This window comes from Vibrio sp. RM-41-2B (assembly GCF_024744415.1).
GTDB classification, from domain to species: domain Bacteria; phylum Pseudomonadota; class Gammaproteobacteria; order Enterobacterales; family Vibrionaceae; genus Vibrio; species Vibrio diabolicus.
On the sequence record NZ_JAMQWD010000040.1, the window covers coordinates 78,373 to 91,749 of the forward strand.

General features: G+C 45.4%; 11 protein-coding genes. 7 read left to right on the forward strand and 4 right to left on the reverse strand.

The genetic code is table 11. The features are described from left to right. The first annotated feature begins 43 nt into the window (after positions 1-43). From NB463_RS17910 to NB463_RS17925, 4 genes are all read left to right on the forward strand, one after another. Positions 44-1,477: an FAD-dependent oxidoreductase gene (locus NB463_RS17910; RefSeq protein ID WP_441351639.1), complete on the forward strand. Its 1,434-nt coding sequence runs from the start codon at positions 44-46 to the stop codon at positions 1,475-1,477. A gap of 12 nt (positions 1,478-1,489) precedes the next feature. After that, entirely contained in the window at positions 1,490-2,806 is a 1,317-nt protein-coding gene (locus tag NB463_RS17915) for an NAD(P)/FAD-dependent oxidoreductase (RefSeq protein WP_074189840.1), read from the forward strand. Continuing rightward, a complete protein-coding gene (locus tag NB463_RS17920) occupies positions 2,803-3,153 on the forward strand; it encodes an ethanolamine utilization protein (RefSeq protein WP_005392453.1) in 351 nt (116 codons plus the stop codon). Before NB463_RS17915 ends, NB463_RS17920 begins: the two co-directional genes overlap by 4 nt. Before the next feature lie 402 nt (positions 3,154-3,555). Beyond that, positions 3,556-5,601: an EAL domain-containing protein gene (locus tag NB463_RS17925; protein ID WP_258431274.1), complete on the forward strand. Its 2,046-nt coding sequence runs from the start codon at positions 3,556-3,558 to the stop codon at positions 5,599-5,601. 67 nt (positions 5,602-5,668) lie between these two features. On the opposite strand, the gene azu is transcribed toward NB463_RS17925, so the two are convergent. From azu to norR, 3 genes are all read right to left on the reverse strand, one after another. Further along, positions 5,669-6,121, reverse strand: coding sequence for an azurin (gene azu, locus NB463_RS17930; protein WP_258431276.1), 453 nt, complete (start codon positions 6,119-6,121; stop codon positions 5,669-5,671). A 362-nt stretch (positions 6,122-6,483) separates the two neighbouring features. After that, a complete protein-coding gene (locus tag NB463_RS17935) occupies positions 6,484-7,134 on the reverse strand; it encodes an HAD family hydrolase (protein ID WP_258431277.1) in 651 nt (216 codons plus the stop codon). Positions 7,135-7,222: 88 nt separating this feature from the next. Then, entirely contained in the window at positions 7,223-8,755 is a 1,533-nt protein-coding gene (gene norR / locus NB463_RS17940; RefSeq protein WP_258431279.1) for a nitric oxide reductase transcriptional regulator NorR, read from the reverse strand. 190 nt (positions 8,756-8,945) lie between these two features. On the opposite strand from norR, the gene norV reads away from it, so the two are divergent. The 3 genes from norV to NB463_RS17955 are packed head-to-tail and all read left to right on the forward strand — an operon-like array spanning position 8,946 to position 11,989. Beyond that, positions 8,946-10,448 carry an anaerobic nitric oxide reductase flavorubredoxin gene (gene norV, locus NB463_RS17945; RefSeq protein ID WP_258431281.1) on the forward strand — a complete coding sequence of 501 codons (1,503 nt, stop codon included), beginning with the start codon at positions 8,946-8,948 and terminating at the stop codon, positions 10,446-10,448. Between the two features lie 9 nt (positions 10,449-10,457). Next, complete coding sequence (norW, locus tag NB463_RS17950) at positions 10,458-11,606, forward strand: NADH:flavorubredoxin reductase NorW (RefSeq protein WP_258431282.1); 1,149 nt, start codon at positions 10,458-10,460, stop codon at positions 11,604-11,606. 44 nt (positions 11,607-11,650) lie between these two features. Next, a complete protein-coding gene (locus NB463_RS17955) occupies positions 11,651-11,989 on the forward strand; it encodes a DUF1971 domain-containing protein (RefSeq protein ID WP_006742231.1) in 339 nt (112 codons plus the stop codon). Between the two features lie 129 nt (positions 11,990-12,118). Here NB463_RS17955 and manA read toward each other — a convergent pair whose 3' ends face one another. Continuing rightward, positions 12,119-13,351 carry a mannose-6-phosphate isomerase, class I gene (gene manA, locus NB463_RS17960; RefSeq protein ID WP_258431283.1) on the reverse strand — a complete coding sequence of 411 codons (1,233 nt, stop codon included), beginning with the start codon at positions 13,349-13,351 and terminating at the stop codon, positions 12,119-12,121. Positions 13,352-13,377 lie beyond the last annotated feature (26 nt).

A 13,377-nucleotide genomic window follows, 5' to 3' on the forward strand; every position in this document is an offset into this window, starting at 1 on the left:
TGTAAACACGGAAATTCTGAACAAGGTAGTTGGAGTAAAAGTGATGAGAAAGTGGCTCTGTATTATTTGCGGCTTAATCTATGATGAAGCACAAGGTTGGCCATCCGATGGCATTGCACCAGGAACAGCATGGGAAGATGTGCCGGATGATTGGTTATGCCCCGACTGTTTAGTGGGTAAGGCCGATTTTGAAATGATCGAAATCACCGACGATACGCCAGTAGAAGAGGTCGCGGCAGTGTCTTCGGTATCGGTAGGATCGTCTGTTCAGCCAAATGCGGCTCAGCCACTTCCATCTGAAGTCACTCAGCCTATATTTTCAGCTGACCCTATCGTTATCATCGGTAGTGGCCACAGTGGTTACCAGTTGGCAGCGGCACTTAGAGCGCAATCTGAAACGGTTCCGATCACTGTCTTTACCGCTGATGATGGCGCACTGTACAGCAAGCCTGCCTTGTCTAATGCACTGGTCATGAATAAAGACGGCGACGCGCTACAAAGTGAAAGTGCGTTGGAGTGGGAAAGCCGTCTCAATATCCGCGTTTACCCGCATACCCGCGTTGAACATATCGATCGTGCCAATTCAACGCTACATACCTCCATCGGTAAATACGCCTACAGTCGCTTGGTACTGGCAACAGGTGCATCACCGATTGAAATCCCAATTGAGGGTGATCGCTCTTGTGTTATGAGTGTGAACGACTTAGTTGATTACCGGCGTTTCAGAGCGGAGCTGCAAGACAAAAAGCGCATCGCAATCCTAGGTGATGGCTTAATTGGCTGTGAGTTTGCGAATGACCTGATCGAAAGCGGTTATGAAGTGACAGTTATTGGGTTGGGTCAATGGCCAATGGAGCGTTTGATCCCGCAACAGTTGGGTGAATCATTACAAAGCGCACTTGCAGATCGAGGCGTGCAATGGGCTCTACAAGACAGTATCGCCAGAATCGAGCCAAGGTCCGAATCAAGCGCGGTTTTGCATCTAAACAGTGGCAAGCAGATTGAAGCAGACCTAGTGCTAAGCGCGGTTGGGCTCAAGCCCAATGTATCGCTGGCTGAGCAAGCAGGCCTCGAAGTGGGCCGCGGCATTAAAGTGAATCAATTCGGCCAGACGAGTGATGAGAATATTTACTCGCTAGGCGACTGTGTTGAAACGGAGCAAGGTTGGCAGCCGTATATTGCGCCGATTAATCAAATGATTCCTTCCGTAGCGAAAAGCTTGCTAGGTGATATTACGCCAATCTCGTTAACGCCAACTCCTGTGATTGTAAAAACGCCGATTCTTCCACTCACTATTTTCCCGGTTGCCCCGAACGAACTGGGACAATGGTATATCGAGAGTCAGGCAGATGAATTGACCGCTGCGTTTTATTCTCCTGAGGGAACGATGCTTGGCTTTGCGTTGCTAGGAAGAAAAGTACAGTCATTACGAGGTCCTTGGCTAGATCAATTGTCATTGAAACTGTCAGCAGCGTAACGGAGAAAGAAGATGATTCATTTACCCAATGATGATGCAACATGTGGTTGGTACCATGCGTTGCCAAGTATTGCAGAAAAACCAGCGTTAAAAGGTAAACAAACTGCTGACTATGCCGTGCTAGGTGCCGGTTTCGCTGGACTAGCTATGGCAAGACGTTTAGCTGAGCTTCAGCCTAACGCACGAATTATACTGATTGATGCGCAACGTATCGGCCAAGGGGCGTCAGGGAGAAATTCGGGCTTTGTGATCGATTTGCCTCATAAGTTTTCACTTGAGCATCCCGACCCTGAGCACAAACAAAAGTTATTATCGCTCAACCGTTCTGCTATTGCTCAGCTAGACACTTTAGTGTCGAAGCACAGTATTTCTTGTCAGTGGTCAGCAAAGGGCAAATATCAAGGAGCCGTAGGGGCGCGCGGTGAAGCTTATCTCGATCACTTTGAGCACCTAATGAAAGACCTTGGCGAACCATACTTCCATGTTAATGGTAGTGAGCTGGCGAAAGTCTTAGGGACAAATTACTACAGCCGCGCAATTTACACGCCAGGTGGTTATTTAATGCAACCTGCTGCTCTGGTGCGTGGGTTAGGGGAAAGTCTTCCAGAGAATGTCGAGGTATTAGAAAACTCGCCAATCCGCAAACTCAGTAAAGAAAACGGTTACTGGGTATTACATGGAGATAGTGGTTCTGTTGAAACCACTGAACTGTTACTTGGCACCAGCATTTTTACTCGTGAGTTTGGTTACCTTAAAAACAGATTACTGCCAGTGATGACGTTTGCAAGCTGGACGCGTCCATTGACCGACGCAGAAATGCAACGATACGGAGGTGAGCTGAATTGGGGGTTAACTCCAGCAGATCATGCGGGAACGACGTTACGTATGACCGCTGATCGACGTATTTTGATCCGCAATACTTACAAACACGTGCCGAAGTATGGCTCAAGCATGAACGATAAAGTCAGAGAGCAAATCCGAGACGATCATCGTCAAGTCTTTTTGGCGCGTTACCCCGAGCTGGCCGACGTACCATTTACTCATACATGGGGTGGGGTATATGCCATCTCTCGTAACTTTACTAACTTTTTTGGTCAATTAGATGAAGGTGTTTATGCCAGCGCTTGTGACAATGGTGTTGGTGCTGCGTGGGGAACCATTTCTGGAACGCTGTTAGCTGACTATGTCGTTGGTGCGACATCTAAATCATTGGATGACATACAGCAAGTGACAGGGATGCCTTGTTTGAATCCGCCAGAGCCTTTTTTAGGCATGGGAGTAAAAACGCGTATCCAATTAGCAAAATGGCAAAGCCGGAGTGAATTATGAAGCAAGTCAAACTCGTTGATAGTAAAAACCTAGATTTCAATGTTCGTGGTGATACGCCTGGAATGGCGTATGTTGCCAGGGCGTTAAGCCCAGAAATTTCACCAAACATTGGCGTAGGCTTTGCTAAATGGGAAGGCGCTCAGGTGGCTTGGACGGTGCTTTATGATGAGGTTATTTTTGTGATTGAAGGCTGTTTCGAGCTGACCGCAAATGGTGAGACACATCTTGTTCACCCAGGTCAGATGCTGTGGATCCCGGAAGGAACCGAGCTGGTTTATGGCGGGCATGCCCTGTTCGGCTATGTGGTTCATCCAGGTAACTGGAAAGAATTACACGGGATTGAATGATTTGTTTTACAGACGAGACTACGACTTGAAGTTCTACTCGTGCTAAATCAAAAATCGTTCACAGTGTATCTGAGCCAAATCAACTCGCTCGTCAAGGGCGTGTCACCGAAGCCTCCTTCTTGAAGTCATTAGGGTATATACATCAGTTTTAACGATAGCCATATCGAGATGCTTGGTATGGCTTTTATCGTTAAGGATAATAATCTCATTGGATCAAGGGGTATATAATCGTTAAATTGCACTTGCGACATCTTTGCACTGTGACTGGTAATTCAAACTATTGTTTTAGCCAATAGAAACACTAAAAATTATCCACCAAATAATACGTTACTGAGTCTGGCCGTTGCATTTACGGCTGCCTATTTCGCAGCCGATGATTATTACTTAATATAAGAACTCACCATGCACACTCGTCGTGAACGCGTATTTGATCCCCTTCATCGTCTAACGGTATTTACAGATAAATGGCGACTTGGATCTAAATCTTATCTTACTGATCTCGCATCTATTGCCTTATTGCTGTTACCGCTGACGCTATCTAACGCACTTGCCATCTTTCTTGGTCACGCTTCTAGAGTCCTAGGGGGGTCAGAGGTTTCTCAGTTATTGTTCCATCTTTCTGATATTTTAATCAACTTATATCCCACAGCGTTTTGCATTGTGGCTGGTTACTATTTATCGCATAAAGTGAATGTGTCGAGCGCGATTATCATCATTTATTCGTTGGTCATGTTCTATTTAATTTCAATAGAGAATGACAGCCTTTCTAGTAATTACATGTTGCCGAATAACCCGTTATTAGCACTCTTTAGTGCAACGGTGTCATACGTTTATTGTAAAAGTTTCCGAATTGAGTTGCTTGATCCTCAAGCAATGGACTTCTCTTCTCGTCTTTTTAAAGATGTCTTACATTTTTTCGTATTCGTTTTATTTGCGGTTAGCTTATCTCATGTCACCGCAGCGGTGATGGATGCTTTTACTACAACAGTGGCTGGACTTAACTTTGATCCGCTGACGTTCACAGGAGGATTATTTTATCAATCCATCTTGAGCTTATTAGGAGCGGCGGGCATTAATGGTCACAACATGTTGTTTGCTATCAAGCAGCAAATATACGCTGCGACCGAAGCCAACATGGCTGCTTGGCAAACAGGCGAAGCGTCGCTTAACGTCATTAGCCAAGGTTTTTACGACGCATTTTTATCCATGGGCGGGTCAGGGAATAGCATCAGTTTACTCCTGTGTCTGTTATTGTTCGCTAAAGAGCGCAATCATATTTTACTGGCGTTAGCGGCAGCACCATTGGTGATGTTCAACATCAATGAAGTGCTGCTATTTGGGTTGCCTATCATCTTTAATCCTATTCTGGTCGTCCCATTTGTATTAGTGCCGCTGGTAAGTTTTATCATCACCTACTGCGCAATTGCTTCCGGCTTAATTGAGCCTGTTGAAAATATTGTGAACTGGATGACACCGCCTCTGTTGAGTGGTTATGTTGCAATGGGGCATCAGGTCCAGGGGGCGATACTTCAACTGGTGGTGATTGCGATTGGTGTACTAATTTATCGACCTTTTTATCTAGCCTATGCAGGCAAATATGTGGGGCAGCTTGGTGTAAGTAATACTTACAATGGTTTAGAACAATCCCTATTTAAATCACTACTCAGTAGTGTGAAAGATGCGAACACATCGAGTATCAGCAAGTCATCCGCGCAGAAGCGTTTAACTTCCATTCTTCGTGAAGGCGAGTTGGTGATGTTTTATCAAAAGCAGCATTCAACAAAGGATGCGGAACAGTATTCTTACGAAGCGCTTATTCGATATAAAGATGAAGATGGAAACTTACTTTCACCAACGTTTATTGAAGATTTTCACCGGTTAGATGCTATGCCACTGCTCGATAAACTAGTTCTCGAAAAGGTGTTGTCGGATATGAAGGAAATGGGATTATCTGATCAGCGAAGAGTGGCCATTAATGTTTCTGTTGCTACCATTCAACAAGTGGATTTTGTTCAGCATTTACAAGGCAGGTTGGTCTATTTTGGAATCCCGGCTGAATGGCTTGAAATTGAAATTACTGAAGAAGCCGTATTAGACAATGAAGTTTCTTTAACTAACACCATGAAAGCTCTACAGAGTATGGGAGTTCGTATCACAATGGATGATTTTGGTACGGGCTACGCATCGTTTCCTCATTTGTTCAAGTATCCATTTAACAAGATTAAGCTAGACAGATCGCTGCTATTGGACGCTAACGATCATCGTGGACGGCAACTGTATCGATTGGTTGCTAAGTTAGGACATATTGCAAATTGCGAGGTCGTAGCGGAAGGGGTGGAAACGCAGTCTGACTATGACTTTGTGCGGTCAAGTGGGGTTGATAAAGTTCAAGGGTTTTACTTAGCAAGGCCTGTACCTTTGGATGAGATTATCCATCGACGTGCTTAACTAAGGTGCAATAAAAAGGGAAGCGATGGCTTCCCTATAATGAGTCTTGTTTTGACTTAGTTAGCTCTTATTTGAACTCAAATTTACCCTGCATGATCGCCCAGTGACCAGGGAACGAGCAGAAGAATGAGTAGTCGCCGCCAGCTTTCATTTTTTCAGTGCTGAAAGTAATGCTGGTGCTTTCACCGCCGCCAATCACTTTTGTGTGAGCGTATACACGGTCGTCGTTTGGCTTCACGTAATTGTTTTCTGCACCTGCTGCCATGCCGTCCGTACCTACTGCTTGTAGATTAGCGGTATCTGCGATAACGACGTTGTGACCCATTGATTGTGCAGGCATTTTACCTATGTGGTTTAGCGTCAGTTTTACTTCTTTACAAGTGGCTGGAACGCTCAGTGTTTTAGTAGAAAACTGCATCATATCGTTAGCATCTAGGGACACTTCACACTCGGCACTGGCTTGGGCACCAAAACTCATTCCTACTAATGCGAAGGTTGCTGCTAATAAACGTAAAGACATATAACACTCTCCATTTTATATTTTGGGCTGACTTGGATTAATCTCATCCAATAGTTCTCATTATCAGCCAATTTTCACTCGAAAAACGTGCTTCAAGCGGTATATTGACGTTTTGTTGCAAACTTGTACTGGTTAGTTCCACTATTTGATCACTCATAGGCCCTATTTCATGCGATGGCGTGAGGTAAATCAAAAAAGAAAGGAATACGCCCCGTACAGAGATAAGGTCTATCTTATTAAGCCTTTGGAGCAGTATCTTGGCGTTTATTAGAAGTAGATTAGAGAAGGTGAGAGGAGAGGCTCAAGCATAAAAAAGCTCAGCCAAATTGCTGAGCTTTAACAGTTAGAGCGGCAGTTTACGTTTAGCGATTTTGCTTCAACGCATCTAACGCTTCATGTAATGACGGCACGATGGAATGACCAAATTGTTTTACCTCTTCGCAAGGTTCAACTAAATCCGGAATCTGATAAGTAACCATATTCGCTGCCACCGCTGCGCGAACACCGTTATTGGAATCTTCAAAGGCCAAACATTGGCTTGGTTCTACATCCAGACGATTCGCTGCCAACAAATAGATTTCTGGATCGGGTTTACCGTGGTTTACCTCGCAGCCTGTGGTGAGGTTGTCGAAGTACTTACTCAAACCCGCTAATTCCAGTTTGATTTTCGCCACCTCTTTTGCCGTAGAAGTCGCTACTGCGATTGGTAAGCCTTGTGCTTTCAGCCATTCTAGCAGCTCAACAACACCATTTTTCAATGGGATGGCTTGGTGTTTGACGACAGCATTGTAACGAGTACGCCATTCATGATGCAGGCGGTCTAGGTTCTCACCGTAGGCTTTGCGGAAAATTGCTTCAATACCTGCCGCATTGCGACCAATGATCGACAGGTAAACATCTTCATAAAACGGAAGGTTTTGGACTTCACATGCTTCTTGGAAAATACGCATACAGACGCGCTCAGTATCAAGTAGCAAACCATCCATATCAAAAATAGCAGCTTGGTAGTTCATTACATTACAGACTTTTCGATTGTGATGGTGCATTTTGACATAAGCGAGATAGATTTTCTTGCGGAATTCAAACCGTCCGTATCCTTTTTTACTTTATACCTAACCGTTTGGCTAAGCGGTGTAAATTACCATTATCGAGTTCTAACTGACGTGCTGTTGCAGCCCAGTTTCCTTGATTCTGCTCTAGTGCTTTTATAATCATGGCTTTTTGGAAGGTGTCAGTGGCTTGCTTTAAACCAGCGTCTGACAGTTCAAATGAAGAGCTAGGTATACCTGACTCTTCAGTGGTGGGCTGATTGTTCGACGCTTTGATATCGAAATCTTGTTCCACCAATTCGATATCCAGCGATTGAGTTCTAGCTTTGGCAAGCACGCCCGCTCGTTTGATGACGTGTTCCAGTTCACGCACGTTGCCCGGCCAAGAGTAATCTTTAAGTGCTTGAACTAGAGTGGGAGAGAGTCGAACACTGTTCAGCCCCAACTTGCTGCGTAGTTGCTCTGCAAAGAAACCAGCCAGTAGCACGACATCGTCTTCACGTTCACGAAGTGGGGGAACATGAAGAGGGAATACACTCAAACGGTGGTACAAATCTGCTCTGAAACGGCCAGCTTTTACTTCTTCATGCAGAACACGGTTCGTTGCCGCCACAATGCGTGTGTTGACTCGAATATGTCGGTCATCCCCAACACGCTGGATATCGCCATATTGCAATGCGCGAAGTAGCTTGGCTTGCAACTCCAGAGAAAGTTCGCCAACTTCATCCAAGAATAGTGTGCCGCCGTCGGCTTGCTCGAACTTACCTTTCCGATTACTGATAGCACCAGTAAAAGCACCTTTGATATGACCAAAAAGTTCACTCTCTGCGACAGATTCAGGTAACGCGGCACAGTTTAAGTACACCAAGGTATTATTGGCTCGGTGAGAGCGATGATGAATTGCGTTTGCGACGAGCTCTTTACCAACCCCTGTTTCACCCATTATCAACACTGATAGCTCGGTATCTGCCGCCGCATCGATTTGCTCTTGAAGTGCTTTCATCCCAGCAGATTTGCCAATGATTTCGTTGCTCAAGGTGCGTTTCTCAGTGTAAGACTTACGTGGCAAGCTTGCTTGTGTTTCTAACTGCTCCAGTAGTAGAGCAGTGTGCAAGCCCCCCGCGGCTAACGCACTTACAAAGCGTAGTTCTTGATTGAGTAAACCATCGAACTGATTCGGGTCGAAGGCATCAATAGTGATCGCGCCAATCAATTGATCGTCGATCAACAAAGGGAGACCAATACATGAATGGACGTGCAGCTTGTCGTCGTGGTTCGGAATTAACCCGTCATAGGGATCGGGTAAGTCGCTATTCGATGGAAACCGTACGATATCGCCAGCGCGTGCAATGGCTTCCAATCTCGGGTGTTGGTTTATAGAAAAACGGCGTCCCAATACTTCCTTTGCTAAGCCATTGATAGCCAGCGGCTTAAAGTGCTGATCTTCATACAAAAGAAGAGCAGAAGCATCACATTTTAATATCTCGCGAATCGTTGTTAATAAGGTATCAAATCGAGCTTGCCGAGTGAGCGCTGAATTTAGGTCTTGCGTGATGTGTAGCCATTGAGCGATTAAAGAAGTCATAGCCAATACCAATTGTGTCAATATGACTATCATAGTGTCTTAATGACAATTTTCAACTGTGTCATAATGACAGTTGTTAAAGTTGTATTTTAATTAAATTATTGAAATGTATAGTAATTAAAAGTTGGCATGCCCAGTGCAATACAAGAAGAAATTATTTTTGTTTATCCCGTCATTCAAGGTAGTAATTATGACAATTCACGTAAAAAACAATATCCACTGGGTAGGTCAACGCGATTGGGAAGTTCAAGACTTCCACGGTACAGAATACAAAATGACAAAAGGTACCAGCTACAACAGTTATCTAATTCGTGAAGAGAAAACCGTATTGATTGATACGGTCGATCATCGATTCAGTCAACAATTCATCCAAAATTTAGAAATGGAAATCGACCTTAAGTCTATCGACTTTATCGTAGTAAATCATGCTGAAGAAGATCACTCAGGCGCATTGTCTGCATTGATGGAGAAGATTCCGAACACGCCAATTTACTGTACAGAAGCGGCGATTGATTCGATTGTGGGTCATCACCACCATCCCGAATGGAACTTTAAAACGGTAAAAACAGGTGACAGCATCGATATTGGTAACGGTAAACAATTGGTATTTGTGGAAGCGCCGATGTTGCACTGGCCTGACAGTATGATGACTTACTTAACCGGCGATGCGGTGCTGTTTAGTAATGACGCCTTTGGACAGCATTATTGTGATGAGCGTTTGTTCAACGACGAAGTGGATCAAAATGAGTTGATGGAACAGTGTCTGCGTTACTACTCAAACATCCTAACGCCATTCAGCAGCTTGGTAACCGCCAAAATCAAAGAAGTGCTGAGCTTCAACTTGCCTGTCGACATGATCGCAACGTCACACGGCATTGTATGGCGCGATAATCCCGTTCAAATCATCGAGCAATACTTGGCGTGGGCGGACAATTATCAAGAAGATCGCATTACGATTTTCTACGATTCTATGTCAAACAACACCCGAATGATGGCCGATGCAATCGCGCAAGGCATTCACGATGTCGACCCCGGTGTGGCGGTCAAAGTCTTTAATGTCTCTAAGCATGATAAGAATGAAATTCTCGCCAACGTATTCCGCTCAAAAGGCATCTTGGTTGGTTCGTCTACCATGAATAACGTCATGATGCCGAAGATCGCAGGCATGCTAGAAGAAATTACTGGTTTACGCTTTAAAGCGAAGAAGGCCGCTGCATTCGGTAGCTACGGTTGGAATGGTGGCGCGGTGGATCGTATCCATGCTCGATTGACCGACGCAGGCTTTGAAACCGCAGTGAGTTTGAAAACCAAATGGCGACCAGATGGTAAAGCGATGCGTGAGTGTCGTGAACATGGCAAGAGCATCGCGAAATTGTGGGCGAAACATCCACTAACAAGTCCTGTTGCGGCTCCGATGATGGCTGCGTCTGCACCGCAAGTTCAATCACAGCCCGTTGTACAAGTAGAAACGCAAGCCGTGGTCGAAAGGGAGCTTATTAATCCAAGCTCAGAGGCACATCCATCAGATTGCCAATGCATGATTTGCACCGTTTGTAACTGGGTGTATGACCCTGCTCAGGGGGAGCCTAATCAAGGAATTGAACCGGGTACCACGTGGTCAGACGTTCCGGACTACTTCCTTTGCCCTGAGTGTCACTTGGGTAAAGATGTATTTGTTGAGTTCAAGGGGTAAGGAGCTGTGATGCAAGCACCAATTGTAATCATAGGCAGTGGCTTTGCGGCCTATCAACTGGTTAAAACTGTGCGTCGAATGGATGCACAGGTGTCAATTCAAGTATTCACCGCTGATGACGGTGCGGAGTATAACAAGCCCGATTTGAGCCATGTGTTCAGTAGAAAACAGACCGCGAGGGATCTGGTGGTAAAAACGGGAGAAGCGTTTGCTCAAGAGCATCATATCGAGTTATTAACCCACACTAAAATTGAGAGTGTGGATACGCAAGCCCAACAAGTGGTAGCAGATGGACAAGTTTATGCGTACTCCAAACTGGTTTTTGCAACGGGTGCAAAAGCTTTTGTTCCTCCAATGCGAGGTGATGCTTCTGGCGATGTCCTAACGCTCAATTCGTTACAAGAGTATCAGCTCGCAGAAGAGCGAATCAGTCAAGCAAAGCGCGTAATGGTTATCGGTGGTGGTTTGATTGGCGTTGAGATTGCAATGGATATTGCGAGCAGCGGCAAAGCCGTTACGGTGGTTGAATCAAACCAACGCTTGCTTGCCAATCTTATTCCTGAGTTTGTGGCGTTGCCTCTGGAAATCCAACTTAAGCAGCAAGGCATTCAACTGGCGTTGGGAAATGGGGTTGTTGAGGTGAATCGTACCGCCGATTCGTTGGTAGCGACTTTGAACAGCGGTGAAGTGAGCGAGATTGATGTAGTGATTTCTGCCGCTGGCTTGCGTTCAAACACTCAATTAGCGAACGCTTGTGGATTAGAGGTTGGGAAAGGCATTGCTGTCGACGCTAAGCTGCAGACTTCTGCGAACAATGTATTCGCTCTGGGCGATTGCGCCGAGATACAAGGGCGTATGCTTCCATACCTTCAGCCAATCGTGTTGAGCGCTAATGTTTTAGGTAAGCAGTTGCTTGGACAGGAAGCGCAATTGAAGTTGCCGCCAATGGTAGTAAAAGTCAAAACGCCGAGTTACCCAATTCAGCTTGCCGGGGACTTCAGTGCTGTCGCTAATTGGAATGTGCAGATTTCTCAATCTGGCATCGTGGCAAAAGCTGAAAATGAACAAAGCATATTGACAGGGTTTGTTGTGACGGGTGAGCAAGTGGCTCAGGCTTTTCCGTTACTGCGTGAACTGTCTCAAGTCGCGCAATCGTAACTCGCTTCAAGCAGCACAATTTTATATTCAAAGAGGGTATAACCATGTCACATCTTCGTATTCCGAAAGACTGGACGGTTCAACGTTCGACGCCATTTTTTACCAAAGGCAGTGTGCCTCCAGCTCTTCTAACTCATCACAACACAGCCGAAGGCGTGTTTGGGCAGTTATGTGTAATGGAGGGGCAAGTCACCTATTATGGTTTTGCAGATGAATTCGCGACAGAGCCTGAAATGGTCGTCGTGATCAACGCAGGTCAGTTCGCGACAAGCCCGCCACAGTATTGGCATCGTATTGAAATGAGCGATGATGCACAGTTCAATATTAACTTTTGGTCGAATAAAGATAAAAGTGGACAAGCGATGTTCCACGCTAAGCAGTAAACCTTTCTAGACAATTTGATTATTGCGTGAATTTATCGGGAAAAGCGCATATTAAGTAAAAGAGCAGAGACGTTTCTCTGCTCTTTTTTGCTTATTGGCAGTAACGACATGCAAACTTAATCAGCGATATTAACTGTAAGCCCGTGCGACACGACCTTTACAATTCAAGGTGTACTGCTTGGAATAAGCTGGGATGAAAACCGATTGTCCTTTATCTACAACACACGTTTCACCATTTGCGTGTGTAATCACGAGCGGGGAATCTAGCGGCAACAGGATTTCTGCGGTTCTTACATCAAGCGTTCGTTGGTTGGCTTGTTTTACAATCGCGAATTTGAAATCGTCGACGGGAATTGGGTATTCCAACATGTCGTCGTTTTCGATTGGCGCAAGCAGTAGGGTGTCGAATGGCTTTTCTTCGAAGCGTGTGCATGCAACGAGTTCTTTTACGTCCATATACTTCGGCGTTAAACCGGCACGTAGCACGTTGTCTGAGTTCGCCATGATCTCAAGCCCCATACCTTTCAAGTACGCGTGTGGCGTTTCTGCATTCAAGAACATCGCTTCGCCTGGTTTCAGCGTGATGACGTTGAGTAGCAAGGGCGCAAACAAACCAATGTCGCCCGGGTATTGCGCTTCTAACTCCAAGATCAGGTTGAACAGAGGTAAGTCGGTGATGCGAGCTTGTGCCAATAGCACCGTCAACGCCATCTCTTTCTGTTCGCCTTCCAGTGACAATAGACCGGAGAAGAAGCTCGCCAAGCCTTTGGAAGTTTGATTGTCGATAAGGTCATCCACCAAGCTTTGCAGCTCAGGAATCGCCAGCTCAGAGAAGAAGCTGATGATTTCACTTGTTGGGCGGAAGCCATTCATCGCTTGGTATTCGGTTAGCGCGTAAACCAATTCTGGTTTGTGGTTTGGATCTTTGTAGTTACGGTTTGCAGCGGTTAGGGGAATGCCTTGTTTTTCTTCCAGTGCAAAACCCAGTTCTGCTTGTTGCTTGTTTGGGTGCACCTGAATCGACAGCGCTTTCTCAGCAGCAAGTACTTTAAACAGGTATGGAAGTTCACCAAAACGGTTTGCGACTTCTTCACTCAGAAAAGCATTCATGTCTAGAGCAATCAGTGAAGAGAGTTTGGTCTCCTCGTCGTTTACCATCACCACTGAGCAACCGTTTGGATGCGCGCCCATCCATACTTCGGCTTGTGGTTCGCCCGTTGGGTTTTCAATGCCAAACAGTTGGTTAACAGAAGTAGTACTGCCCCAAGCGTAGTTTTGAATCACGTTGTTCATCAGGAAAAACACCAGATGCTTAGCTTGAGTTTGAATCGTTTGTGTATCGGACATCGTTAAATCAGACATAGAGTGTCACCATGCGAGAAAATCAT